Source organism: Phaeobacter sp. CAU 1743, from assembly GCF_039839315.1.
In the GTDB taxonomy this organism is placed as follows: Bacteria; Pseudomonadota; Alphaproteobacteria; order Rhodobacterales; family Rhodobacteraceae; genus Phycobacter; species Phycobacter gallaeciensis_A.
This window is the reverse complement of the sequence record NZ_JBDOQR010000012.1, coordinates 67465-90875: the sequence shown is the minus strand read 5'-3', so window position 1 is coordinate 90875 and position 23411 is coordinate 67465. Positions and strand designations below refer to the sequence as shown.

Sequence of the window (23411 nt, the reverse complement as noted above, 5' to 3'; positions counted from 1 at the left end):
GGAGGCACAGATGCCCGTTCCCGCCCCCGTTCTATACCCGCCCTTCAACATCGTCCGCCTCAGCCATGTGGAATATGCGGTGACGGACCTTGCCGCCAGCCGCGCCTTTTACGTGGACACGCTGGGCCTTCAGGTGACGCATGAGGACGAAAACCGCATCTATCTGCGCGCGATGGAGGAACGCGGTCATCACTGTATCGTTCTGGTGCAGGCCGACACGCCGTCGGTGGCGGTTCTGGGGTTCAAGCTGTTTGACGAGCCGGATCTGGACAAGGCTGCGGATTTCTTCGCCGCCAAGGGGCTGCCGGTCGACTGGGTGGAGCGCCCGCATATGGGCCGCACATTGCGCACCCGCGATCCCTGGGGCATTCCGCTGGAGTTCTACGTCAAGATGGACCGGCTGGAGCCGATCCACCAGAAATACAGGCTCTATAATGGGGTAAAACCGCTCCGCATCGACCATTTCAACATGTTCTCGGCCGATGTGGATGCCAGCGTCGCCTTCTATAACGAGATCGGTTTCCGCGTCACCGAATACACCGAAGATGACGACAGCGGCAAAGTCTGGGCCGCCTGGATGCACCGCAAGGGCGGCGTGCATGACGTGGCCTTTACCAATGGTCTCGGGCCGCGCCTGCACCACACCGCCTTCTGGGTGCCGAACCCGCTGGCCATCATCGACCTACTCGACCTGATGGCGACCACCGGTTACGTGGACAATATCGAGCGTGGCCCCGGACGGCACGGGATCTCCAATGCGTTCTTCCTGTATGTGCGCGACCCGGACGGGCACCGGATCGAGATCTATTGCTCTGATTACCAGACTTGCGATCCCGACCTTGAACCGATCAAATGGTCGCTCACGGATCCGCAGCGCCAGACCCTTTGGGGGGCGCCAGCGCCGCGCAGCTGGTTCGAGGAAGGGTCAAGTTTTGAAGGGGTAGAGCCACAGCCCAGCGCCCTGACCGCGCAGCCGATCATTGCACCGTAGCACAACATCAGGACAGCGTCTGACCTTGGGGAGGCGAGAAGCGCCTTCCCAGGGGAAGGTCAGGCGCTGTCCGGGCCAAGGCCCGTACATTGGAGCTGAACTTATGAAATGGGATGAATTCTCAGACTGGGGCCGCAAGGTCGCCGACTGGGCACAGGATTACCACCTGACCGTGGGCGAGAAACCCGTGCGCGCCCGCACCGAGCCGGGCGAAGTGCTGAACGCTCTGCCCAGCCACCCGCCCGAGGCTGGGATCGGCATGGAAAAGATCTTTGCCGATTTCGAAGAGATCGTGATGCCCGGCATCACCCATTGGCAACACCCGCGCTTCTTTGCCTATTTCACCTCGAATGCCGCGGCGCCCTCGGTACTGGCGGAATTCTTGGTCTCGGCCATCGCACCGCAATGCATGCTCTGGCAGACCTCTCCGGCGGCGACCGAGATGGAAACCCGGATGATGGATTGGCTGCGTCAGGCGCTGGACCTGCCGGAGCCATATCAAGGTGTCATTCAGGACAGCGCCTCTTCGGCCACGCTGGCGGCGGTGCTGACCATGCGGGAAAAGGCGCTGAACTGGAAAGGCAACGAAGAGGGCCTGTTCAACCAGAAACCCCTGCGTGTCTATTGCTCTTCCGAAGTGCATACCTCGATCGACCGCGCGATCTGGGTCGCGGGCATTGGCCAGCAGAACCTAGTGCGGGTGCCGATCAAGGGTGATTGGCGCGGTATGGATCCCGCAGCGCTGGAGGCGGCGATCAAGGCCGACATCGCCGCAGGATTGCAGCCGGCAGGGGTGATCCTCTGCGTCGGCGGCACCGGCACCGGCGCCACCGATCCCGTCGACAAGGTAATGGATGTGGCCGAGAAATACGGCCTATATACCCATGTGGATGCGGCCTGGGCGGGATCCGCGATGATCTGCCCCGAGTACCGCCACTACTGGCCCGGCATTGATCGCGCCGATAGCATCGTCTTCAACCCGCACAAATGGCTCGGGGCGCAGTTCGATTGCTCGGCCCATTTCCTGAAGAACCCCGACGATCTGGTGCAGACGCTGGCAATCAGCCCCGAGTATCTGAAGACCCACGGCAAGGACGGCATCATCAACTATTCCGAATGGTCGGTACCACTGGGCCGCCGCTTCCGGGCGCTGAAGATCTGGTTCCTCATTCGCACTTATGGTCTTGAAGGGCTGCGTACCCGCCTGCGCAACCACGTGAACTGGTCGGTCCAGCTGCATGACAAGCTCGCCGCGACGCCGGATTTCGAGATCGTGACCCCGCCCATGTGGTCGCTCTGGACCTTCCGCTATGCGCCCAAAGGCGCCAAGGATCTGGACGCGCTGAACCTTGCACTGGTCAACGCCATCAATGATGACGGGCGGATTTACCTGACGCAGACCCGCGTCGATGGCGATCTGGTGATCCGCTTCCAAGCGGGGCAGTTCGAAACCACGGAAGGCGACGTGATGATGGCCCATGATGTCATCACCGAAATCGCCGCCAGCCTGACAGAAGGAGCCGATTGATGCGATTTGCCACCTATAGCGCCAATGGCGAGACTTATTACGGCGCCGTCACGGACGAGGGCATGGCCGCCCTGTCGCCCGGCTTTGCCCATTGGCCGACCCTGCGCGATGTGATCGCAGCGGATGGGCTGCACGATCTGGCAGTGGCTGCCAAAGGTCACCCGGTGACCCACCCGAATGGCACATTCACCTACCAGATTCCGGTGCCCAACCCCGAAAAAATCATTTGCGTCGGAGTGAACTTCCCTGACCGCAATGCCGAATACAAGGACGGCCAGGAAGCGCCGCCGAACATGTCGCTGTTCATCCGCTTCCCGCGCTCTTTCAGCGGGCAAGGCCAGCCGCTGATCCGTCCGCCGGAAACACCGCAGCTGGACTATGAAGGCGAGATCGCGATTGTCATCGGCAAGGGTGGCCGCCGCATCAAGGCCGAGGATGCCTATGACCACATCGCCGCCTTGACCCTTTGCAACGAGGGCACCCTGCGCGACTGGGTGCGCCATGCGAAATTCAACGTGACCCAAGGCAAGAACTGGGACAATTCCGGCGCCATGGGGCCGTGGCTGGTGCCCTTTACCTCGGCCGCGCAACTGGATGATGTACGTCTCACAACCCACGTGAATGGCGAATTGCGCCAGGACGACCGTACCAGCCGGATGCTGTTCCCGATCCGCCGCCAGATCGAATATATCTCCACCTTCACCACGCTGGTGCCCGGCGATGTGATCGTGACCGGCACCCCCACCGGGGCAGGCGCGCGGTTCGATCCGCCCCGTTTCCTGAAACCCGGCGATGAGATCAAGGTCGGGGCCGAAGGCATCGGCACGCTCACCAATACGGTCGAGGACGAAGCATGACCCCGGATCAGCACAATGAGGCCGCCGCGCGCCTGCTGACCGCCGAAGAAACCGGCCAGCAATGCGGGCTACTGTCCCTCGCCTACCCCGGCATGACGCTGGAGGATGCCTATGCGGTGCAAAAGGCGCTGGTAGCGCAGAAACTGGCCAACGGGCGGAAAAAGATCGGCTGGAAGATCGGTCTCACCAGCCGCGCCATGCAGCAGGCGCTGAACATCACCACCCCCGACAGTGGCGTGCTGCTGGAGGATATGGCTTTCGACAATGGCAGCACCGTGCCCGCCGGGCGGTTCATCCAGCCGCGGGTCGAGGCGGAAATCGCATTTGTCATGAAGGCGCCGCTCGCGGGTGTCGATTGCACGCGCGAGGACGTGATTGCCGCCACCGACTATGTGGCGCCCTCGCTGGAGATCCTCGACACGCGCATCCTGCGCGCCGCCCCCAACACCGGGCAGGCCCGCGTCATCACCGATACCATCAGCGACAATGCCGCCAATGCGGGCATTGTAATGGGCGAGGCACGCCACGCCATCGACGCCCAGGACCTGCGCTGGGTCGGTGCCATCGTCACCCGCGACGGCACGGTGGAGGAAACCGGCCTAGGCGCCGGGGTGCTGAACGATCCCGCCACCTCCGTCCTGTGGTTGGCCCGCCGCATGGCGGAATATGGACAACAGATCGAAGCCGGGGATATCGTTCTCTCGGGGTCCTTCATCCGGCCCATCGAATGCCCGCCGGGCAGCGAGATCACCGCCGATTTCGGCCCCTTCGGCCATGTCGCCATTTCATTTGCCTGACCGCCCTTACCTGACCGCCCCAATTTGACCAAAGAGGTTTTCCATGCCCGCACCCAAGAACAGCTTCAAACAGGCCCTCGCCGACGGCAAACGCCAGATCGGCTGCTGGATGAGCTTTGCCGAACCCTCCGTGGCCGAGATCATGGGCACCTGCGGCTTTGACTGGCTGGTGGTGGATGGCGAACACGCGCCCAACGACATCCGCTCGATCCGGGATCAGCTGATGGCGCTTGAAGCCTCGGACAGCCATCCGGTGGTGCGCGTCCCGATTGGCGAAACTTGGATCATCAAACAGGTGTTGGATGCGGGCGCCCAGACCGTTCTGGTGCCCATCGTCGAAAGCGCCGAACAGGCCGAGGAATTGGTGCGCGCTTGCAAGTACCCGCCCCATGGCACACGCGGTGTCGGCGCAGCAGGGGCGCGGGCCAGCCGGTTCGGATCGGTCAGCGAGTATATCCAGACCGCAGATCAGGAGATCTGCCTGCTGGTGCAGGTGGAAAACCGCGCTGGGATCGCCGCGCTGGATGATATCCTGCAGGTCGAAGGCATCGACGGCGTCTTTATCGGCCCGGCAGATCTGTCGACCGACATGGGCCACCAGGGCAATGCCGCCCACCCCGAAGTGCGCGCGGTGATCGCGGGCGCGCTGGAACATATCCGCGCTGCAGGCAAGGCGCCCGGCATCCTTGGCGTCACCGAAGAGGCGACACAGGCCTATTTCGACATGGGAGCACAGTTCCTTGCGGTGGGTCTGGATGTGCTGATCCTGGCCCAGAACGCCCGCAAGCTGGCCGCCGACTGGAAGGCGCGCTAAGCCTCAATTGCCTCCCTGTCAGCCCCATTGGCGCAGAGGTTCTTCATTCGCAGGCCCGCAGTGGTTTCCCCGCTGCGGGCTTGCTACGTATTTCCCTGCAATTGACCGGTTTTACCTTCCGCCAGTAGCCTGCAATCACAGGAGCGAGAGCGCGCCAGGACCAAGGGAACATCCCGAAAGAGACCGGCGCGACATCAGGGAGGACAACTATGAAACGCGCTATTCTTGCGGGTATGGTGTCGGCGCTTGCCTTGGCTTCGGCCGCAGCAGCAGACATCAAGATCGCCCATATCTACGGAAAAACCGGCCCCTATGAGGCCTATGCCAAACAATCCCATGACGGGCTGATGCTGGGGCTGGAATATGCCACCGGCGGCACCATGGAGATCAACGGCGAAAAGATCGTCGTGATCGAGAAGGACACCCAGTTGAAGCCGGAAAACGGCAAGGCCCTCCTGGAAGAGGCCTACGGCGATGACGAAGTCGATCTGGCCATCGGTCCGGTCAGCTCGGGCGTGGCATTGGCCATGCTGCCGGTTGCCGAGGAATACGAAAAGCTGCTGATCGTGGAACCCGCCGTGGCCGACAGCATCACTGGCGCCAACTGGAACCGCTATATCTTCCGCACCGGGCGTAACTCGTCGCAGGACGCGGTCTCCAACGCCATCGCACTGGCCGGTGAAGACACCCATATCGCCACGCTGGCGCAGGACTATGCCTTTGGCCGCGATGGCATCGCCGCCTTCAAGGAAGCGCTGGAAAGCGTCGGCAGCGACGTTGCGCACGAAGAATACGTGCCCACCGACACCACCGACTTCACTGCAGCCGCCGAGCGGATCTTCAACGCGATGAAGGATCTGGACGGCAAGAAGAAGCTGTTCGTGATCTGGGCCGGTGGCGGCAACCCAATGAGCAAGATCAACGCCATGGCCCCCAGCCGGTTCGGCATTGAAATGGCAACGGGCGGCAACATCCTGGCGGCGATGAAGGCCTACAAGGAATTCCCCGGCATGGAAGGCGCCACCTACTACTACTATGAAATCCCGCAAAACCCGGTGAACGACTGGCTGGTGAAAGAGCACGAAGCCCGCTTTGGCGCGCCGCCGGATTTCTTCACCGCAGGTGGCATGACCGCCGGTATCGCCGCAGTCGAGGCCATCAAGAAGGCCGGTTCGACCGACACCGAAGAGCTGATCACCGCGATGGAAGGCATGGAATGGGAAACCCCCAAGGGCACCATGATGTTCCGCGCCGAAGATCACCAGGCTCTGCAGCCCATGTATCACTTCAAGATCAAGGTCGAAGACGGCGTTGAATGGGCGGTCCCGGAACTGGTGCGCGAGCTGAGCATCGACGAGCTGCCGATCCCAATCCGCAACCAGTAACCCTTCAGAACCAGCGGTCCGGGGCGCCATGCCCCGGACCGCCCTTTGTCCGGCCTGGCCATCGCATGGCCCATTTCCGCAGTCCCGGGGCCCGTTGTTTCAGGCACCCCGGCGCGGGCAGACCAGAGACTGACATGACTTCCTCTCCCATATTGAGTACCCGTGATCTGACGGTCCGATTTGGCGGCCACGTGGCTGTCGATGCGGTGACCTGCGATTTTCATCCCGGTCAGCTGACTGCGATTGTCGGCCCCAACGGCGCGGGCAAGACGACCTATTTCAACCTGATTTCAGGCCAGATCCCTGCCAGCGCCGGGCGCGTCTTCCTGCATGACCGCGATATCAGCGGCCAGTCGGTCTCTGCCCGCACCCGCGCCGGGATCGGCCGGGCCTTTCAGCTGACCAACCTGTTTCCCAACCTGTCGGTTCTGGAAAACGTGCGTCTGGTGGTGCAGGCCAAATCGGGCCGCAGCTTCAACCTCTGGTCCATGGTCTCGCGCCACGGCGATCTAACCGCCGAAGCCGAGGCGATCCTGCAGCGCGTGCGCCTGCTGGAACAGCGCGAACAGGTGGTTTCAGAGCTGTCCCACGGCAATCAGCGTAAACTGGAAGTCGCGCTGCTGATCGCGCTCGATCCCGCTGTCTATATGTTCGATGAACCCACCGCAGGCATGAGCGTTGATGAGGCTCCGGTGGTGCTGGACCTGATCGAGGAACTGAAAGACCAACGGAACCGCACGATCTTGCTGGTCGAACACAAGATGGACGTGATCCGCACCCTCGCCGACCGCATCATCGTTTTGCACAACGGCGCCCTCGCCGCTGATGGTCCCCCGGCCGAGGTCATGGCCTCGGATGTGGTGCAGGAGGCCTATATGGGCCGCGGTCTCGAAGGAGTACTGGCCGATGTCTGATCCGATCCTGCAACTCGAAGGCGTCTATACCAACATCGCGCAATATCACATCCTGCAAGGGGTGGATCTGCAGGTGCCGCGCGCTGCCGTGACCATGCTTCTGGGCCGCAACGGGGTCGGTAAGACCACCACCCTGCGCACCATAATCGGCCACTGGCGCGCCCATAAGGGCCGCATCCTGTTCGATGGCGAGGATATCACCAAACTGCCCACCCCGGCGATTGCCCGCATGGGGCTGGGCTTCGTGCCTGAGGACATGGGAATCTTCGCCGATCTCACGGTCGAGGAAAACATGGTGCTGGCCGCCGTCTCCGGCCCGATCAACTCGGCCCGGCTCGACTGGATCTTTGCCGCCTTCCCGCCGCTCAAGACCTTCTGGAAATCCGAGGCCGGGAACCTGTCGGGCGGGCAAAAACAGATGCTGTCGATTGCCCGCGCCATGGTCGAGGAACGCAAGCTTTACCTCATCGACGAGCCGACCAAGGGTCTGGCGCCCGCCATCATCTCGACCATGGCACGCGCTCTGAAGGATCTCAAAGATCAAGGCGCCTCGGTGCTGTTGGTGGAACAGAACTTTGCCGTCGCCAAGGCGCTGGGAGACAGTGCCAATGTGATGGACGACGGGCGGATGATCTGGTCCGGCGAAATGCAGGAGCTGGCAACCGATGCGGCCCTGCAGGAACGCCTGATGGGCCTCAGTCTGGAGGCACATTGATGACTGTCCTGACGCCAATTCGCCCTGAAGAGCAGATAAACCTATTGGGAGGCCAGCCATGAGCGCCGCACCTGAACACGCCCCCAAGATGGCCGACGTTTCACTGCGCGACCGTATCGCACCGCATATGCCAGTCCTGCTGGTGCCGCTGATCGCCATCGCCGGGTTCCTCGCCATCCAGAACCCCTCCAGCTGGCTGACACTGACGGTGTCAGGGCTCGCCATGGGGATGATGATTTTCATCATGGCTTCGGGCCTGACGCTGGTCTTTGGCCTGATGGATGTGATCAATTTCGGCCATGGTGCCTTTGTCTCGGTCGGGGCCTTTGTCGGCATTTCGGTGCTGCTGCTCCTTGGGCATATGACCGAGGCGCCTTCGCTGCTCCTGAACCTTGCGGCGCTGCTGGTCGCGGTGCTGGGCGCCATGATTGCCACTGGCATCATGGGCTGGGCCTTTGAAAAGGTGATCGTGGAGCCGGTCTATGGCCACCACCTGAAACAGATCCTTGTCACCATGGGCGGGCTGATCGTTGTGGAACAGCTGATCGTCGTGCTCTGGGGCCCCGAGGAAATCTACATCCTGCGTCCCGAGGCGCTGAAAGGCGCGATCACCTTTGCCGGGGCCGCGATCGAGAAATACCGTCTGGTCGCCGTTGGTGTGGGCCTTGCGGTGTTCCTCGCGATGCGCTGGGTGCTGCGGCGCACCAAGATTGGCTTAATCGTGCGCGCTGGTGTTGAGAATGGCGAGATGGTGCAAGCCCTCGGCTATCGGCTGCGACTGGTCTTCGTCGGTGTCTTCATCGCCGGGTCCGCGCTCGCGGGTCTGGGCGGCGTGATGTGGGGCCTCTACCAGGAGGTCGTCACCGCCCATATGGGTAATCAGGCGATGATCCTGATCTTCATCGTGGTGATCATCGGCGGGCTTGGCTCGGTCGAGGGCTGTTTCATCGGCGCCCTGCTGGTCGGGCTTTTGCAGAATTACATCGCCTTCATCGAACCCAAGGCGGCGCTGATTTCCAATATCGCCCTGATGGTCACCATCCTGATGTGGCGCCCGATGGGCATGATCCCGGTGGTAAAAGCAAAATGATACGTACCCTTCTTTCGGGCGATATGCCCCGCTCCGTGCCGCTGGCGCTGATTCTTGGAGTGATCCTTGTCTGCCTGGCGCTGGCGCCCTTCCTCTTTCCCGGAGTGCGCACGGTGGATACGGCAGCACGCATCTGCATCTTCATTGTGTTGGTCGCCAGCTACGACCTGCTGCTCGGCTATGGCGGTATCGTCAGCTTCGCACATACGATGTTCTTTGGTATCGGCGCCTACGGGGTAGCGCTGGCCTCGACCCATCTGGGGCGCGGCTTTGACTCCATCGCCATCGGCGCCATCGCCGGAGCAGGCGTTGCAGCGCTTCTGGCGCTGGTGATCGGCCTGTTCTCCCTGCGGGTGCGGGCGATCTTCTTTGCCATGATCACGCTGGCGGTGGCTTCGGCTGTCGCGGTGCTGGTAAGCCAGCTCTCGGGCCTGACCGGCGGCGAAGACGGGCTGACCTTCAAGACCCCGCGCGAACTTGGTCCGGCCTTCAAATTCGGCAAGGAAGCCTTCGACGGCCAGCTGTTCGGGGTGAAACTGAACGGCAAGCTCCTGGCCTATTACTTCGTTTTCATTGGCGCGCTGGTTCTGTTCCTCGGCCTGTTGCGGGTGGTGAACTCACCCTTTGGCCGTGTCCTGCAGGCAATCCGCGAAAACGATTTCCGGGCCGAGGCAATCGGCTACAAGGTGGTTTACTACCGGGTAGCGGCCACCTGCCTCTCGGCAGCAGCAGCTGCCCTCGCTGGCGCGCTCTACGCCGTCTGGCTGCGCTACGTGGGGCCGGACACCTCACTGTCGATGGAGATCATGATCGATATCCTGCTGATGGTAGTGATCGGCGGCATGGGAACCATGTATGGCGCAGTCGTTGGCGCAACGCTCTTCGTGCTGGCGCAGAACTATCTGCAAAACCTGATGGGCGCCGCGTCCGAGCTGACCAGCGCCCTGCCTCTGCTACCGGACCTGCTTAATGCGGACCGCTGGCTGTTGTGGCTGGGCGTCCTGTTCATCCTCAGCGTCTATTTCTTCCCGACCGGTATCGTAGGCCGCTTGCGCAACAGCGGATAGGGTCCCCGGGTCAAGGGCGGCGCAGCCGCCGCACCACAGGTGCGGTTCACCCTTGACGCGGATACATACCCAATAATCGATCTGGCGTCTTGAGAGGCAGAATGGCCCCTCAAGGCGCCTCTCAGCAAATCCCTGCGCCGCGCAAGCGGCGCCAGGCCCAACCAACAGAGACGGATCTTCGATCCGGCGATGGTGGGCGGGAGCCCACGGCTCGCCCGCCTGAACTCAGGCACCGCTATCGAGACATTAGGGGCTGGACAGACAAACAGGGCGCCGAGAGAGAGCGGCACCCTGTTCAAAAAACTGCGCAAATATCAGCCCGTCACCGTCAACGCCGCCAACCACCAATCCCAAGGTAGGGATGCAATGTCCGACCTCTGCCAAAGGGGGGGCAGGATGGCGGGCCGGACGGGACTGGTTGTCAGCGACGTCAGGGACAGTGCAGGATCTCAAGACCCCGCGGGAATAAGTAAACCTTACCGTATTTCGGAGGCTGCGCCTATCTGCCCGAAGGGGCAAACAGCCGGGCCATTTTTGCGTTAACCTAGCCAAAAGGATAGATGTTGCTGCTGGTACGCGGCAACGCGCTGGGGGCTGATACGTTGCGGGCCGGTCCGCCTCTCACCACAGCCACCACAGGAAGCACCCCCTCCGGACAGCCGCTCTCTCTCGGCGCCGCTCTGAATGCGCTAGTTGCGCACCGGCAGTTTGCGCACTGCGCGGGTCGGGGCGGTTTTCTTGAACCGCTGCTCCAGCTCTTCGGCAGGGTAGCCGAGGAAGCTGCAGGTGCAGATCTGCACGTGGCTGTGACCATCATAAAGATGCATGTGGCCTTTGGCACGCTTCATGTAGAATCCCTTGGCCTGCAGGGCGCTGCGCAGCTCGGACCAGCTGGTCGCATCATCGAAAATCGGACACAGCGATATACGCAGCTGGATCATCATCTCGGTGTCCAGGCGGCTTTGATCGCAGGCGCTGGACCAGGCAGTCTGGGCCATGGCTGCATCGCCGGTCGTCACGGTTTCACGTTCAAAATCATGGGAGTACATGGCAGCGTTCCTCGTTTTCTCTGGCCCTTACCAGCATGGTCTTGTTTGTGACCACAATGGGGCGGCTGCCGGATGCAAATGGGGCCACTTCTTGCGAAATGGCCCCAGTTTTATTTGGTTTTTAGAGCAAGTTGCGCTGCAACTCAGCCCTTTTTCAGAACCTCACGGCCCAGGAGTTCGGCGATCTGAACGGCGTTCAGCGCGGCGCCTTTGCGCAGGTTGTCGCTGACGCACCACAGGTTCAGACCGTTGTCGATAGTGCTGTCCTGACGGATCCGGCTGATGAAGGTGGCATAGTCGCCAACACATTCGACCGGGGTCACGTAGCCACCGTCTTCGCGCTTGTCGATCACCATGATGCCCGGCGCTTCGCGCAGGATGTCGCGCGCTTCGTCTTCGTCCAGATGGTCTTCGAACTCGACGTTCAGCGCTTCGGAGTGCCCAACAAAGACCGGCACGCGCACACAGGTCGCGGTGACCTTGATGGCGGGATCGACGATCTTCTTGGTCTCGGCGACCATCTTCCACTCTTCCTTGGTCGATCCGTCTTCCATGAAGACGTCGATATGCGGAATGACGTTAAAGGCGATCTGCTTGGGGTAAACCTTGGGCGGCACATCCTGAGTCGGATTGTAGACGGCCTTGGTCTGGTCCCACAGCTCATCAATCGCTTCCTTGCCCGAACCGGACACCGACTGATAGGTGCTGACGATCACGCGCTTGATCTTGGCGCGGTCGTGCAGCGGCTTCAGCGCGACGACCATCTGCGCGGTCGAACAGTTCGGGTTGGCGATGATGTTTTTCTTGGAATAGCCGTGCACCGCCTCGGGATTCACCTCGGGCACGATCAGCGGGATGTCCGGATCGTAACGGTACAACGAGGAGTTATCGATCACCACGCAACCGGAAGCCGCCGCCTTGGGCGCATACTTCTTGGTCGCGTCCGAGCCGATGGCGAACAGCGCCATGTCCCAGCCGGTGAAATCGAAGGTGTCCAGATCCTGGGTAGTGAGGGTCTTGTCGCCAAATGTCACTTCGGTTCCCAGGGATTTGCGGCTTGCCAGAACGGCAACCTCATCCACCGGAAACTGGCGCTCGGCCAGAATGTTCAGCATTTCGCGGCCCACGTTACCCGTGGCGCCCGCGATAACGACGCGATAACCCATATTAGTTTCTCCAGTTTTGCCCGGCCTCGTGGCCGGCTGCGGTGTCATATAGGGATTGCGCCAGAATTTAAAGGGCCACCATCACACCATCACCATCAATCCAGGCTATCACGGCTGAACAGATAGATCACACAGCCAAGGAGCAGGGAGGCCGCGAAAAACCCAAACAGGGCAATGTACGGCGCAGCAGGATCGCTCCCTTGCGCCATCTCTGCGTGAATGCGGCCGCTGGCAAATTGCATCAGCCCAACGCCGCCGATGCCGAAAAAGTTCAAGAGCGTGACACCGCGCCCCACCAGATGCGCAGGCACGAAGGCCCGGCCATGGGCGATCACCACCGGGAAGGAGGCGCCGAAGAAGCCGATCCCCGCCATCAGTGCGACTGGCACCCAGACCGGCGCGCCGGTCAGCACAATCAGGGCCACAAGGCCAAGAACCACCGCCATGCTGCCGCCCCAGATCACCCATTTGCGTGTACCCAGCATCCGGTCCAATGGCCCGTAGACAAAGGTGCCGAGGATCATCGCCACACCCATGATCAGGGTGATCAGCCCGATCTGACCGGTCTCCATCCCGTAGGCATCGGAAAAATAGGGACCGATCCACAATCCCCGGATCGCAGCGACCGGGGCATAACTGACCAACATGATAGGAAAAATTGCCCAGAGCACCGGCATTTTCAAAAGGTCGAGAACCGAGCCTTTGACCTCTGTATGGCTCTTTGGCGGGTCCTTGACCGTCAGCCAGATCCCCGCCGCCACGCTGGCAGAAACGGCGGCCAGCCCGACCAGCGTCGCGCGCCAGCCGACCAGCTCTACTGCCAGCGCCGTGGGATAAGAGGCCACCAGATTGCCAACTGATCCAACCCCAAGCATCAGCGCCGCCAGCGTCGCGAAACGCACCGGCGGATAGGTCTGTGCAAAGATGAAATAGGAGGCCATCAGAACTGGCGAACAGCCGATCCCGATCAGGAACATCGCGACCGCAATGTGAAACGGCCCGCCTGCTAGGGCGAACACAAGCGCCCCGCCGCCACCGCCCAGCAACAGCAGAACTGCCGCGCTGCGCCTTGGGCCGATATGATCCAGCGCCCAGCCCACAGGCAGTTGCATCGCCGCAAAGGCCAGGAACCACATCCCCGACGCAAAGGCGAGATCGTCCGGCTTCACCCCAAGGTCAGCGTCCAGCACCCCTGTGAGAACCGCCAGAAAAGCTCGGAAAAACTGGCTCAGCACATAGGCCAGGCACAGCAGAATCAATCCCGCCTGCATTCATATCCCCCCGATGCTTCTGTTGCGCGGATCATTCCCGTCGCAAGAGGAGCATTAAATCACGCTGGTGTAACTTGCATGTTTGCCAGATCACTACAATTCCTTTGGAGACCGATATCCCTCGGAACGATTGGAACGGCCAAGGATGCGATGACACGGCAGGACAGGTTTTATGAACAGCTCCCCAAACACGGAGCCTTCTCGGCCCTGGCCCGTCCAGAGGTCTTTGTCCCGCTACCGCAGCACTGGGTGGTATGCTGCACCGACATCGTAGCCTCTACCGACCTGATTGCCGCCGGGGAATACAAGACCGTCAACATGGTGGGCGCCTCGGTCATTGCCGCCATGATGAACACACTCGGCGATACCGCCTTTCCCTATAGTTTCGGCGGCGATGGAGCATCCTTTGCGGTCGCTCCTGAGCATGCGGGCACCGCGCGCGAAACGCTGGCGCGGCTGCGGGATTGGGTCAGAGATGAATTCGGCATCACCCTGCGTGCGGCACAGATGCCGATCGAACGGATCCGCGCCGAGGGGTTAAACGTGACCGTTGCCCGCTATGCAGTGTCCGAGGATGCCGATTATGCGATGTTCTCGGGCGGGGGGTTGGCCTGGGCCGAGCAGCAGATGAAGGCGGGTGCCTACAGCATCGGCGCGGCAGAGACGGAGGAACCTCCGGACCTGACCGGCCTGTCCTGCCGCTGGAGCAATACGCCCGCCCGCAACGGGCTGATTATGTCGCTGGTTGTCCTGCCCGTTGCAGGCACCGGACCGCATCAGTTTTCACAGATTGCATCCGAACTGCTGGAGCTGACAGCACAACTGGACCGCAGCGGACACCCGGTCCCGGTCAGCGGCCCCGCTCTGAGGTTTCCGCCCCCGGGGCTGATGATCGAAGCGCGTCTTTCGCGGGGCTATATCCCGCTGTCTCTGCGCGCCCTGTGGCTGACCGCAGGGTCCGCCATTGCAAGGTTTCTGTTTGGGCGCGACAAACCAACCGGCAGTTTTGATCCCGATCACTATCTGTCCGTGCTCAGCGCCAACTCTGACTTCCGAAAATTCGATGACGGGCTGAAGATGACCGTCGATTGTAGCCCTGCCGTGCGGGACCGGGTTCTGGACCTGTTGGAGAGAACACAACAGGCCGGGCAGATTCGCTTCGGCCTGCACGAACAGGACGCAGCCATGGTGACCTGTATCGTGCCATCTGCCATGCGGGATGATCATGTGCATTTCGTCGATGGGGCTTCGGGCGGCTACACCCAAGCCGCCGCTGACCTGCAACGCCGGACCCAGTCCTGAACCGGCTCTGGCCTGAGCTTACCCCCCATGTGAGTCCCGTTCAGACCTGTTGGAATGCTCCAGTTTTGGGATCATAGCATTCCAGACCACCTTCACCGATGTCCGTCCACAGACCATGAAGGCTGAGCGAGCCTTCGGAGACCGCCTCTTCGATGAAGGGAAAGGTCATCAGATTCTCAAGCGATGCGACAACTGCCTGACGTTCGAACTGACGCGCCTGTTTCTCTGCATCGTCGATGTCTTCGACCAAAGTGAACTTCGGCTTCAGGATGTCCATCCAGCGACCGACGAAACTTTCCTTCGCCTCCAACCCGGGCGCGTGGCCCTTACACATATCGATACAGCCTTGCACGCCTCCGCATTGGGAATGACCCAGCACGATCAGATGCGCCACCTTCAGAACCGTAACCGCATATTCGATCGTGGCACTGGTGCCGTGGTGGTCGCCATCGGGTGCATAGGGCGGCACCAGATTCGCGATATTGCGATGAATAAAGAACTCACCCTGGTCCGCGCCAAAGATCGAGGTGACGTGAACGCGGCTGTCGCAGCAGGAAATCACCATCGCGCGCGGGCGCTGCCCTTCGGAAGCCAGACGCCGGTACCAGCCCTGGTTTTCCTGATAAGCCGTCGCTTTCCAGCCGTGGTAACGCGTCACGAGATAGCTCGGCAGAGGCTTGGCGTATTGCATATGGTGCATTCCCTGATTTGAACCCTGACAGTGGTGATAGCCTGCATTGTCAGTAAATTCGAGAGATTCCAACATCAGCCTGGAAACCTTTTGACAACTCTTGAGGGTCAAATTGGTCATCGTGCCGTGGGGGCATAGTGAACTGGGGTGAATGTGGTGACCAATATACTCACTGTCATGCATAAGGAAAACGTGCGTCTGGATCCGGGAAAGCTGTCCGAGCTGTATTCACAGCTGGGCGAAACCGGAGCCGAAGACGTCGTTTGCCGTGCAATTGAAGAACTGGCGGTCCGCCTTTCGCATTGCGAACGCTTGTGGCGTCAGAATGATATGGAAAATCTGCGCAAGAACGCGCGCTCACTGATCGCGATTTCGGATCAGATCGGCATGACCGCGATGGCGGCCATCGCCGGCGATGTGACCGACGCCGTCGACAGCAAGGACTCGCCGGCCATTGCGGCAACGGTGTTCCGCCTGCTGCGCGTTGGCGAAAGATCCCTGACCGCAGTCTGGGAACAGCAGGACCTCTCTATCTGAAGCCGACACGACCAGAACCCAAATCCGAAATCCGACCCACAGGCTGTATTCACGCAGGGCTTGCAGGCAACGCGGTGACGGATACTCTGACGGCTGAATAAGCCCCCATGACCGGAGTATCCCGATGACCCCCGTTTTTGCCGCACCCTGCGATAATGCTATTGTGCTTTATGTTATTGATCAGGCGTCCTGCGAAACCTGGCTGCAAACCCAGCCAGATCAGGTCGCAGGATGGGCGCGGGCAAATGGGTTCAAGGGAGCGATCGGTCAGGTGCTTCTGGTTCCGGCCTCCGATGGAAACGGCCCGGCAATGGCGCTGGCCGGATACAGCAACGCAGCACAGCGTGCGCGTCAGCGGTTTACGCTGGCGGCAACAGCCGAAAAGCTGCCCGAAGGGACCTATACACTTGCAAGCGGGGGCGATGGCGGCAACGCAATTCCCGAGGCTGTTCTGGAACAGGAATGTTTCGGCTGGCTGATGACGCAGTATCGCTTTGATCGCTACAAGGAGGCCAAGGCGCCCGGTGCTGCTCTGGTTGCACCCGAAGGTGTCGATGCGAAAGCCGTCGAATCGCTGGTGGCCGCCGAATGCCTAACCCGCGATCTGATCAATACACCCGCCGCCGATATGGGCCCTGACCAGCTGCAGGCCGCAGCCGAAGATCTGGCCCGCGAATTCGGCGCCACGGCACAGGTGACGCTGGATCAGGACCTTCTGGAACAGAACCTACCGATGATTCATGCCGTTGGCCGGGCCGCCACGGCGCGCCCCCGCCTCATTGACCTGCGCTGGGGCGACAGCGGACCAAAGCTGACCCTGGTGGGCAAGGGCGTCTGCTTCGACACCGGCGGGCTCAACCTCAAACCCGGCAGCAGCATGGGGTTGATGAAAAAGGACATGGGCGGCTCTGCCAACGTGCTGGGGCTGGCGCGGATGATCATGGCCGCCGGATTGCCAGTGCAGCTACGTGTGCTGATCCCCGCGGTGGAAAATGCGGTTTCCGGCAATGCCTTCCGGCCCGGCGATGTACTGACCTCCCGCAAGGGGCTGACGGTCGAGATCAACAACACCGACGCCGAGGGCCGTCTGGTGCTTGCCGATGCCCTGACACTGGCAGATGAGGATACGCCTGACCTGCTGATCTCCATGGCGACCCTGACCGGCGCCGCGCGGGTGGCTGTGGGGCCGGATCTGGCGCCCTTTTATGCCAGCGCCGATGCGGATGCCGCCGCCATCACAGGCACATCCGGGCCGATGGCCGATCCGGTCTGGCGCATGCCCTTCCATGATCCCTATGAGGCGATGATCGAACCCGGCATTGCCGATCTCGACAATGCGCCTGCGGGTGGCTTTGCCGGGTCGATCACCGCTGCGCTGTTCCTGCGCCGCTTTGCAGGCAGCAGCCGCTACATGCATTTTGACATCTATGGCTGGACGCCCAGCACCGCCCCTGCCCGCCCCAAGGGCGGTGTCGGTCAGGGCGCGCGGGCGATCTTTGCCGCGCTGCCGGAGATGTTGAACCTATGAGCGGCCCCGTGATGGACACCGCTGCGCAGGAGCGCGCGCGAATCGCCCTTCCGGTTGTCGATGTTCTGCGACGTCCCGATGGCCCGCGCGACCGGCAGTTTCTTTATGGGGCGCTGGTCGTGGTCCTTTCCTCACAGGATGGCTGGGCGCAGATCCGGGCCGAGAAGGATGAATATACCGGTTATGTCCCCGCGGCGGCCCTGTCCGCGCCGCTGGAAGCAACCCATTGGGTCAGCGCCCCGGCGACCCATGCCTATGCGCAACCCGACTTCAAATCGGCGGACCAATGCAGCCTCAGCTTTGGCAGCCTGCTGCGGGTCAGCGAGACCTCCGGGCGTTTCGCGGCAACTGAACTGGGGCATGTCCCCGCCACGCATCTGATGCCCATCGGCAGCCTGATGCAGGATCCGGTCACGGTGGCCGAAGGGTTCCTTGGCACGCCCTACCTCTGGGGCGGCGACAGCCGCTTTGGCATCGACTGTTCCGGGCTGGTGCAAGCCGCGCTGATGGCCTGCGGCATTGCGTGCCCCGGCGACAGCGGCCCGCAAGAGCGGGATCTGGGCCGCGCCCTGCCCGAAGGCAGCACCTATATGCGCGGTGATCTGTTGTTCTGGAAAGGCCATGTTGCCCTGGTGCGCGACGGCGATAGCATAATCCACGCCAATGCCCATGACATGGCCGTGGCAATCGAACGCCTGCAGGCCGCGATCACCCGGATCGCCGAACAGGGCGATGGCCCCGTCACTGCGCACAAACGTTTATCCTGAAAAGGAGCCTCCTGGTTTGGGGGGCCGGTAAAAGGCTCAGTCGACGGCGCGGATCAGCTTGCGCTCCAGCACCCGCAGCACGGTTTTCAGATCGTGCCCGCGCTTCAGGATCTGGCCGTCGATGCCCACCACCGAATACTGCCCTTGACGGTTGCGCAGCTTGGGGCGTTTTTCGATCCGGTAAAGCGGGTGTTCAGCGGTGCGCCGGAACACCGAAAAGACGGCGCATTCCCGCAGCGAGGAAATCCCGTAGTCTCGCCACTCCCCCGCAGCGACCATGCGACCGTAAAGGGAAAGGATCACCGACAGTTCCTTGCGGTCGAATGAAACCTGTTCTGGGATGCCAGCCCCGGGGAATGACGCCGTGTTTTGAAAGCTCATGATATCAGGTTCGCGTCAATCCGGGCGGGAATCAAGCGGTTTCGGCGCGCACGCCCCCATCGCTGCGATGCACTTCGGGCACCCAATCCGCATCCGACCGGTTCCAGAACCGGTTGGGATTGCCTTCGTCTTGTCCCCGGATATGCAGGGTGCGGCTGGCCGCAAGCAGCTGGATCACCGGCTCTTCATAGGGATGAACGTCATAGATCGCCCGCAACAGCGGATCGAGATCAGCGCCAGTTTGCGGCACAAAGACCTGCACTTCGACGCAAGGCACCTCTACCGCCGCTTCGCTGGCCCGGTTGACCCCGCCCGGAAGCGAGCGGAACTGCTGCACTCCCGTCGCGGTGGTGAACCCCACCTGATCATAATCGCCCCAGCGCAGCGGATCACAGGCGACAATCGCATCCATCACCTTGGCGGCGTCACCCTTTGGCACCTGCACCAGCAGCCGGGTTCCGGTCTGAACGGTGTAGCGGTCATCTTGTGTGTCGGTTCTGATCTCAGACATGGGGTCCTCCCTCACTCAGTTCCGTCGCACTCCCGGACAGCTCCAGCCCCAGGAGCTGGTGCAGCGCCCTGCGGCCCGGCGCGGTGAGAGTCAGCCCCCGCTTGTGTTGACGGCGCAGCATCCAGCCGCGCTCCAGCGCATGAGACAGCAGCTGCCGCCCCAGCGGTCCCGCCACATGCAGCCGCCGTTCGGTCCAGTCGAGACAGGGCCGGGCAAAGGGCTGGCGCGCGCTGCGTTGCGGATCCGGCAGGGTGACCCCAAGCGGCGCCCACAGATCGGATGGGACCGTATCGAACCCGCCGTCCCGTTCTGCCAGCATCCCCCGGCGCAATAAGGCCTGCGTCATCGCCACCGCCAGCGGCCCGGCCAGATGATCATAGCAGCTGCGCACCTCGGCCAGTCCACCCGCCTTGCGGCGCTGCGCCAGATACAGACTGTCGGCAGGGGCGATTGCGGCCAGCTGTTCCAGCGCTTGGGCAACCTCGGTCCCGGACAGCCGGTGATAAACACAGCGGCCCCGTTTCTCCGCCACCACCAGCCCGGCCTCCTGCAACATCCGCAAATGCGCGGTCGCCGTCTGCGGCATGATCCCGGCGGCTGCGGCAAGCTCTTTGTTGGTATAGGCCCGCCCCTCCATCAGCTCACACAGCATCCGGGTGCGGCTGGCATCGCCGATGGCCTGCCCCAGAATGTCAAAGCGCGGGGTCTGCGGGGGCTTATGCGGGTCTGGTCTGTTCATCTGATAACCCTAGGCGCTGCTGCCCCCGGCCCCAAGGACAAAGACTTCGGCGCAGAGCGAAGGATCACCCCTGCGGGCGGGGGCACGCTCAGGCAAAGCTGCCCTGACAGAACCACCCCCGCGACAGCGCCGCGCCATGGGCAAAGAACAACCACAACCGGGCCCCACAGGCAGTCACCACCACCCAGTAATCGCGCACTCCGGTTCGCCAGTTCGAATCCTCCAACCACCATTCCGGGGCGATCCGCTCGGGGCCTTCGGCGGTGGCCAGCTCCCAGTCGCGCCCACGCCAGCGGAACCGTTCGGGCACACGGGGCACATCCGGGGCCATCACCAGTTCCGGGCGCCACAGCAACAAGGGGCGCGCATGGAGCGAAGCGGGCCAGTCCTGCGCAGGCTCTGACCAGGCGGCGGCCAGCACCTTGGCGGTTTTTTCCGGGATATGCGTCTCGACCGGGTGGCGCCGGGTGATCGCCTCCAGCCCGACCCGCGCGCCGATACGTCCGATCAGATCTTCCAGCGCCACGGTCTGCCCACCCGCCTGCCGGGTTCTGGCGGCGGCAGTGGCCTCCAGATGACCGGCCTGGGTGCGGGCATGGATGGGCTCGGCCTGCATCGCCTCAAGACGCAGCATCTCGATGCCAAACCCCGCGTCGATCTGCTCCAGCTTCATCGCCAGCAGCGGCCGGATGCGGTCCGGGTCCCGGCTGGGTCGCGCCAGACCGACGGTCACGATCTGGGCTGCCTGATCGACCCGGTGCGCCTCAAGCCGCAGCAGACGCGCGCCCTTGCCGCGTTCCTCAAGCAAGGCGCAAAGCCGGGGCAGCATTCGATCGATCCCTGCCTGAAGATCCTCCACCAGGCCAATCGGCTCGGGCAGGGTCAGGCGCACCGCAAAACTGTCAGGCACCCCCGCCGGGGAGACCGGTTCCGGGGTGCTGCCCATGGCCTGATCAAGGCGCAGTACCAGCCCCCGGCCAAAGCGCCGCGCCAGACTGGCCCGGGGCTGATCCAGAAGATCGCCGATCTGCCGCAGGCCAAGTCGGCCCAGCTGCGCCACGGCTGACGCCTCCAGCCGCAGGGCCGCCACTGGCAGGGGCGCCAGAACCCGGTGCGCCTGCCCCACCGGCGCGATCCGTTCGGGCTGCTGCGACAGCTCGACCGCCTGCGGTGCCGCACCGCCCCGGGTCCAGTGCCTGCGCCCCGCCTTGCCCGAAGGCGCCCCTTGCCCCGGCGCCGCCGGGCGTACAGATATGCGGGCTGCGCGGGCGCGGGTGGCGCGGGCCTCCTGATCGATGGCATCGCCGGACCGGTCCACCGGCAACCCGGCCCCCTGCCCTGCATAGCGCGCCAGCGCCCAGGCCGCGCCCAGTGTATCGGCCAGCCCCATCCGCACCGTGATCCCCATGTCCGCGCAGTCCGCATCGATCTGCGTCAGCAGGGCCGCCTCGCCATCAAAAAGATGTGAACAGCCGGTCATGTCGAGATTGATTTCATCCGGGACCTGCGGCGCAACCCAGGGGCTGAACTTGCCCGCCCAGCGCCCAAGAGCCATCAAAAAAGCCGTTTCCGCCGGAATATTGCGCTTACGAGTCAAGAGCGTAGCGCAAATGGCATGGGCATCACGCAGCGGTTGCCCAACAAAAAGCCCCTCGGCCTCGGCCGCCTCATTTAACGCAGAAATAACCTGTGTGTTGGAAAGTTCCTCCACAATGGCCAGAGGCCCGGCAAGACTGCCACGCCCCGCGCGCATCACACGCTCTGCTCCGAGACGCGGAAACCAGAGCGACAATATGCGGCGATGGGACATGACACGATCCGGTTTGATGGTCCAAAATTTTCGAAAACAAGCAGTCGGCACCGCCTATGTTCTACATTTGTTCCAATCATTCGATTCGGTCAATCCACCCCCACACACAGGAGCCGCGCTCATGACGCATCCGCTCATGCCCTCTGTCTCGCCGCGCGCTCTGCGCAGCATTCCTGCCCTTCTGGTGCTGGGTCTGGCCCTGGCAGGTGCGCAACTGGATGCAGCCGCACCGATCGCGGACAAGCACGTCAAGCGGCGGGTCGAGCTGATGGCCACCCAGAAAGCGGCCATTACCACGCTGGCTGACATGATGGCCGGGCGCACCAGCTTTAACGCCTCCAAGGCCAAGGCCGCCCGGCGCACGCTGGTGAAAACAACAGGCGACATCCGCAAACGGTTCAAGAAACCGCGCATGGATCCCAATTCACACGCCAACCCGCTGATCTGGCAACAATGGGATGATTTCGAAACCCGGGCAGAGACCGCCAAGGATGCCGCCAAACAGCTGAACGCATATACCCTGAACGGACTGCTGCGGACGGTGCCGAGCATGGTGCAGGCTTGCCTCAGCTGCCACGAAACCTACCGGAATGCGCCCAACGATTTCATCACCCACTGAGGGAGACGTGACACAGGAGGGTCGCCCAAAGGGCGGGCCTCCATCAACGGCACTGCGCTGCGCCGGAGCAGGCGACACAGACTAAGGACAGGCTCGTCCCGGTCAGACTCCATAACGGGCCAAGAACAGCTCCACCGCCCCTGCGATCACCCGCTCGCGCTCTTCGGCCGAAAACTCGGTATCGATGTTGAAGATCAGACGCGGCACCAGATCGGCCCGGCACAATTCGGCAAACTGATCCGCGGCAAGGTTGAAATCCTCGATCTGCAATTCCCCCCGTGCAGCCGCGACTTTCAGGTAATCGCGCAGCCGGGCCCTGACCACCATCGGCCCACTTTCATAGAACTGGCGCCCAAGATCCGGGAAGCGATCTGCCTCAGCCACGCAGATCCGGAACATGCGCAGGCCGAATTCCGACAGGCTGACCGACAGGATGTGCCGCCCGGCAGCGCAAAGCACATCACGCGGTGTGCAGCAGGCCCCGGCCAGATCCATCGGCGCATCCGCCTGACGGGCGCATTCGTTGCGGGCAACTTCCATGAACAGCAGGCGCTTGTCGGGGAAATAGCTATAGAGCGTTGCCTTGGACACACCCGCAGCACGGGCGATATCGTCGACGCTGGCGCCTTCAAAGCCATCGGCCATGAACACCTCGCGCGCGCCTTCCAGAACCTGGTCAAACTTGCGTCCGGTCCGGACAATGCTGGCTTGCTCATTCATGACCGGTCCTCGTGGCGCTGGCGGGATGACCGGATCACTTTAGCCTACCCATCCGCTGTTCAACAACTCCCCAGTCATCAACACTCCAGCAGCACCCGGAACGCCCGACGTCAAAGCATGAGCAACAACAAATGCTGCACTCTGCCGCAGCGCGCCTCTGCC

At 62.4% G+C, this 23411-nt stretch carries 24 protein-coding genes; 15 read left to right on the top strand and 9 right to left on the bottom strand.

Annotated features, from left to right (window positions below; all coding sequences use genetic code 11):
- Positions 1-10: 10 nt before the first annotated feature.
- The 10 genes from hpaD to AAFO90_RS07190 all read left to right on the top strand — a co-directional run bounded on the left by hpaD (position 11) and on the right by AAFO90_RS07190 (position 10158).
- Entirely contained in the window at positions 11-991 is a 981-nt protein-coding gene (gene hpaD / locus AAFO90_RS07235) for a 3,4-dihydroxyphenylacetate 2,3-dioxygenase (RefSeq protein WP_347508947.1), read from the top strand.
- 103 nt (positions 992-1094) lie between these two features.
- On the top strand, positions 1095-2519 hold the full coding sequence (locus AAFO90_RS07230) for a pyridoxal-dependent decarboxylase (RefSeq protein ID WP_347508946.1): 1425 nt from the start codon (positions 1095-1097) through the stop codon (positions 2517-2519).
- On the top strand, positions 2519-3376 hold the full coding sequence (locus AAFO90_RS07225; protein ID WP_347508945.1) for a fumarylacetoacetate hydrolase family protein: 858 nt from the start codon (positions 2519-2521) through the stop codon (positions 3374-3376). The genes AAFO90_RS07230 and AAFO90_RS07225 overlap by 1 nt, the downstream gene beginning before the upstream one ends.
- A complete protein-coding gene (gene hpaH, locus AAFO90_RS07220; protein WP_347508944.1) occupies positions 3373-4173 on the top strand; it encodes a 2-oxo-hept-4-ene-1,7-dioate hydratase in 801 nt (266 codons plus the stop codon). Before AAFO90_RS07225 ends, hpaH begins: the two co-directional genes overlap by 4 nt.
- A gap of 43 nt (positions 4174-4216) precedes the next feature.
- Entirely contained in the window at positions 4217-4987 is a 771-nt protein-coding gene (locus AAFO90_RS07215) for an HpcH/HpaI aldolase/citrate lyase family protein (RefSeq protein ID WP_274835554.1), read from the top strand.
- Positions 4988-5196: 209 nt separating this feature from the next.
- On the top strand, positions 5197-6372 hold the full coding sequence (locus AAFO90_RS07210; RefSeq protein ID WP_347508943.1) for a substrate-binding domain-containing protein: 1176 nt from the start codon (positions 5197-5199) through the stop codon (positions 6370-6372).
- 134 nt (positions 6373-6506) lie between these two features.
- Entirely contained in the window at positions 6507-7286 is a 780-nt protein-coding gene (locus AAFO90_RS07205) for an ABC transporter ATP-binding protein (protein WP_065271616.1), read from the top strand.
- A complete protein-coding gene (locus AAFO90_RS07200) occupies positions 7279-8001 on the top strand; it encodes an ABC transporter ATP-binding protein (RefSeq protein ID WP_274833291.1) in 723 nt (240 codons plus the stop codon). The genes AAFO90_RS07205 and AAFO90_RS07200 overlap by 8 nt, the downstream gene beginning before the upstream one ends.
- A 58-nt stretch (positions 8002-8059) precedes the next feature.
- A complete protein-coding gene (locus tag AAFO90_RS07195) occupies positions 8060-9091 on the top strand; it encodes a branched-chain amino acid ABC transporter permease (RefSeq protein WP_274868382.1) in 1032 nt (343 codons plus the stop codon).
- Positions 9088-10158: a branched-chain amino acid ABC transporter permease gene (locus tag AAFO90_RS07190; protein ID WP_065271619.1), complete on the top strand. Its 1071-nt coding sequence runs from the start codon at positions 9088-9090 to the stop codon at positions 10156-10158. The genes AAFO90_RS07195 and AAFO90_RS07190 overlap by 4 nt, the downstream gene beginning before the upstream one ends.
- 689 nt (positions 10159-10847) lie before the next feature.
- Here AAFO90_RS07190 and AAFO90_RS07185 read toward each other — a convergent pair.
- From AAFO90_RS07185 to AAFO90_RS07175, 3 genes are all read right to left on the bottom strand, one after another.
- Positions 10848-11207: an aspartate-semialdehyde dehydrogenase gene (locus tag AAFO90_RS07185; RefSeq protein WP_274830359.1), complete on the bottom strand. Its 360-nt coding sequence runs from the start codon at positions 11205-11207 to the stop codon at positions 10848-10850.
- 143 nt (positions 11208-11350) lie between these two features.
- Positions 11351-12373: an aspartate-semialdehyde dehydrogenase gene (locus AAFO90_RS07180; protein ID WP_274830360.1), complete on the bottom strand. Its 1023-nt coding sequence runs from the start codon at positions 12371-12373 to the stop codon at positions 11351-11353.
- A 95-nt stretch (positions 12374-12468) separates the two neighbouring features.
- On the bottom strand, positions 12469-13644 hold the full coding sequence (locus AAFO90_RS07175) for an MFS transporter (protein WP_347508941.1): 1176 nt from the start codon (positions 13642-13644) through the stop codon (positions 12469-12471).
- Positions 13645-13794: 150 nt separating this feature from the next.
- On the opposite strand from AAFO90_RS07175, the gene AAFO90_RS07170 reads away from it, so the two are divergent.
- Positions 13795-14946, top strand: a complete 1152-nt coding sequence (locus tag AAFO90_RS07170; RefSeq protein WP_347508940.1) for a DUF3095 domain-containing protein — start codon at positions 13795-13797, stop codon at positions 14944-14946.
- Between the two features lie 40 nt (positions 14947-14986).
- Here the strand turns inward: AAFO90_RS07170 and AAFO90_RS07165 are convergent, their stop codons facing one another.
- Positions 14987-15637, bottom strand: coding sequence for a carbonic anhydrase (locus tag AAFO90_RS07165; RefSeq protein WP_347508939.1), 651 nt, complete (start codon positions 15635-15637; stop codon positions 14987-14989).
- A 177-nt stretch (positions 15638-15814) separates the two neighbouring features.
- Here AAFO90_RS07165 and AAFO90_RS07160 point away from each other — a divergent pair, with 177 nt between their 5' ends.
- From AAFO90_RS07160 to AAFO90_RS07150, 3 genes are all read left to right on the top strand, one after another.
- Positions 15815-16174 carry a hypothetical protein gene (locus AAFO90_RS07160; RefSeq protein WP_065271624.1) on the top strand — a complete coding sequence of 120 codons (360 nt, stop codon included), beginning with the start codon at positions 15815-15817 and terminating at the stop codon, positions 16172-16174.
- A 124-nt stretch (positions 16175-16298) separates the two neighbouring features.
- Positions 16299-17702 carry a leucyl aminopeptidase family protein gene (locus AAFO90_RS07155; RefSeq protein WP_347508938.1) on the top strand — a complete coding sequence of 468 codons (1404 nt, stop codon included), beginning with the start codon at positions 16299-16301 and terminating at the stop codon, positions 17700-17702.
- Positions 17699-18469, top strand: coding sequence for an NlpC/P60 family protein (locus AAFO90_RS07150; protein WP_347508937.1), 771 nt, complete (start codon positions 17699-17701; stop codon positions 18467-18469). Before AAFO90_RS07155 ends, AAFO90_RS07150 begins: the two co-directional genes overlap by 4 nt.
- A 36-nt stretch (positions 18470-18505) precedes the next feature.
- Here AAFO90_RS07150 and AAFO90_RS07145 read toward each other — a convergent pair whose 3' ends face one another.
- The 4 genes from AAFO90_RS07145 to AAFO90_RS07130 all read right to left on the bottom strand — a co-directional run bounded on the left by AAFO90_RS07145 (position 18506) and on the right by AAFO90_RS07130 (position 21910).
- Positions 18506-18850, bottom strand: a complete 345-nt coding sequence (locus AAFO90_RS07145; protein ID WP_065271626.1) for a DUF2794 domain-containing protein — start codon at positions 18848-18850, stop codon at positions 18506-18508.
- A gap of 31 nt (positions 18851-18881) precedes the next feature.
- Positions 18882-19361: a hypothetical protein gene (locus AAFO90_RS07140; RefSeq protein WP_347508936.1), complete on the bottom strand. Its 480-nt coding sequence runs from the start codon at positions 19359-19361 to the stop codon at positions 18882-18884.
- Positions 19354-20100, bottom strand: a complete 747-nt coding sequence (locus AAFO90_RS07135; RefSeq protein WP_347508935.1) for a helix-turn-helix domain-containing protein — start codon at positions 20098-20100, stop codon at positions 19354-19356. Before AAFO90_RS07135 ends, AAFO90_RS07140 begins: the two co-directional genes overlap by 8 nt.
- Positions 20101-20188: 88 nt before the next feature.
- Positions 20189-21910 (bottom strand): DNA polymerase Y family protein, encoded by a 1722-nt coding sequence (locus tag AAFO90_RS07130; RefSeq protein WP_347508934.1) that lies wholly within the window; start codon positions 21908-21910, stop codon positions 20189-20191.
- 121 nt (positions 21911-22031) lie between these two features.
- Here AAFO90_RS07130 and AAFO90_RS07125 point away from each other — a divergent pair, with 121 nt between their 5' ends.
- Positions 22032-22529 (top strand): cytochrome c, encoded by a 498-nt coding sequence (locus AAFO90_RS07125; protein WP_347508933.1) that lies wholly within the window; start codon positions 22032-22034, stop codon positions 22527-22529.
- A 102-nt stretch (positions 22530-22631) separates the two neighbouring features.
- Here AAFO90_RS07125 and AAFO90_RS07120 read toward each other — a convergent pair whose 3' ends face one another.
- A complete protein-coding gene (locus AAFO90_RS07120; RefSeq protein WP_347508932.1) occupies positions 22632-23249 on the bottom strand; it encodes a TetR/AcrR family transcriptional regulator in 618 nt (205 codons plus the stop codon).
- Between the last annotated feature and the right edge of the window lie 162 nt (positions 23250-23411).

Bases quoted from the DNA above. Each gene is read 5' to 3' on its own strand.
- AAFO90_RS07130 (WP_347508934.1), bottom strand. From the start codon at position 21,910: ATGTCCCATCGCCGCATATTGTCGCTCTGGTTTCCGCGTCTCGGAGCA.
- hpaH (WP_347508944.1), top strand. From the start codon at position 3,373: ATGACCCCGGATCAGCACAATGAGGCCGCCGCGCGCCTGCTGACCGCC.
- AAFO90_RS07195 (WP_274868382.1), top strand. From the start codon at position 8,060: ATGAGCGCCGCACCTGAACACGCCCCCAAGATGGCCGACGTTTCACTG.
- AAFO90_RS07190 (WP_065271619.1), top strand. From the start codon at position 9,088: ATGATACGTACCCTTCTTTCGGGCGATATGCCCCGCTCCGTGCCGCTG.
- AAFO90_RS07225 (WP_347508945.1), top strand. From the start codon at position 2,519: ATGCGATTTGCCACCTATAGCGCCAATGGCGAGACTTATTACGGCGCC.
- AAFO90_RS07185 (WP_274830359.1), bottom strand. From the start codon at position 11,207: ATGTACTCCCATGATTTTGAACGTGAAACCGTGACGACCGGCGATGCA.
- AAFO90_RS07205 (WP_065271616.1), top strand. From the start codon at position 6,507: ATGACTTCCTCTCCCATATTGAGTACCCGTGATCTGACGGTCCGATTT.
- AAFO90_RS07140 (WP_347508936.1), bottom strand. From the start codon at position 19,361: ATGTCTGAGATCAGAACCGACACACAAGATGACCGCTACACCGTTCAG.
- AAFO90_RS07210 (WP_347508943.1), top strand. From the start codon at position 5,197: ATGAAACGCGCTATTCTTGCGGGTATGGTGTCGGCGCTTGCCTTGGCT.
- AAFO90_RS07120 (WP_347508932.1), bottom strand. From the start codon at position 23,249: ATGAATGAGCAAGCCAGCATTGTCCGGACCGGACGCAAGTTTGACCAG.
- AAFO90_RS07145 (WP_065271626.1), bottom strand. From the start codon at position 18,850: ATGAGCTTTCAAAACACGGCGTCATTCCCCGGGGCTGGCATCCCAGAA.
- hpaD (WP_347508947.1), top strand. From the start codon at position 11: ATGCCCGTTCCCGCCCCCGTTCTATACCCGCCCTTCAACATCGTCCGC.
- AAFO90_RS07200 (WP_274833291.1), top strand. From the start codon at position 7,279: ATGTCTGATCCGATCCTGCAACTCGAAGGCGTCTATACCAACATCGCG.
- AAFO90_RS07125 (WP_347508933.1), top strand. From the start codon at position 22,032: ATGACGCATCCGCTCATGCCCTCTGTCTCGCCGCGCGCTCTGCGCAGC.
- AAFO90_RS07175 (WP_347508941.1), bottom strand. From the start codon at position 13,644: ATGCAGGCGGGATTGATTCTGCTGTGCCTGGCCTATGTGCTGAGCCAG.
- AAFO90_RS07135 (WP_347508935.1), bottom strand. From the start codon at position 20,100: ATGAACAGACCAGACCCGCATAAGCCCCCGCAGACCCCGCGCTTTGAC.
- AAFO90_RS07155 (WP_347508938.1), top strand. From the start codon at position 16,299: ATGACCCCCGTTTTTGCCGCACCCTGCGATAATGCTATTGTGCTTTAT.
- AAFO90_RS07230 (WP_347508946.1), top strand. From the start codon at position 1,095: ATGAAATGGGATGAATTCTCAGACTGGGGCCGCAAGGTCGCCGACTGG.
- AAFO90_RS07160 (WP_065271624.1), top strand. From the start codon at position 15,815: ATGCATAAGGAAAACGTGCGTCTGGATCCGGGAAAGCTGTCCGAGCTG.
- AAFO90_RS07180 (WP_274830360.1), bottom strand. From the start codon at position 12,373: ATGGGTTATCGCGTCGTTATCGCGGGCGCCACGGGTAACGTGGGCCGC.
- AAFO90_RS07170 (WP_347508940.1), top strand. From the start codon at position 13,795: ATGACACGGCAGGACAGGTTTTATGAACAGCTCCCCAAACACGGAGCC.
- AAFO90_RS07150 (WP_347508937.1), top strand. From the start codon at position 17,699: ATGAGCGGCCCCGTGATGGACACCGCTGCGCAGGAGCGCGCGCGAATC.
- AAFO90_RS07215 (WP_274835554.1), top strand. From the start codon at position 4,217: ATGCCCGCACCCAAGAACAGCTTCAAACAGGCCCTCGCCGACGGCAAA.
- AAFO90_RS07165 (WP_347508939.1), bottom strand. From the start codon at position 15,637: ATGCAATACGCCAAGCCTCTGCCGAGCTATCTCGTGACGCGTTACCAC.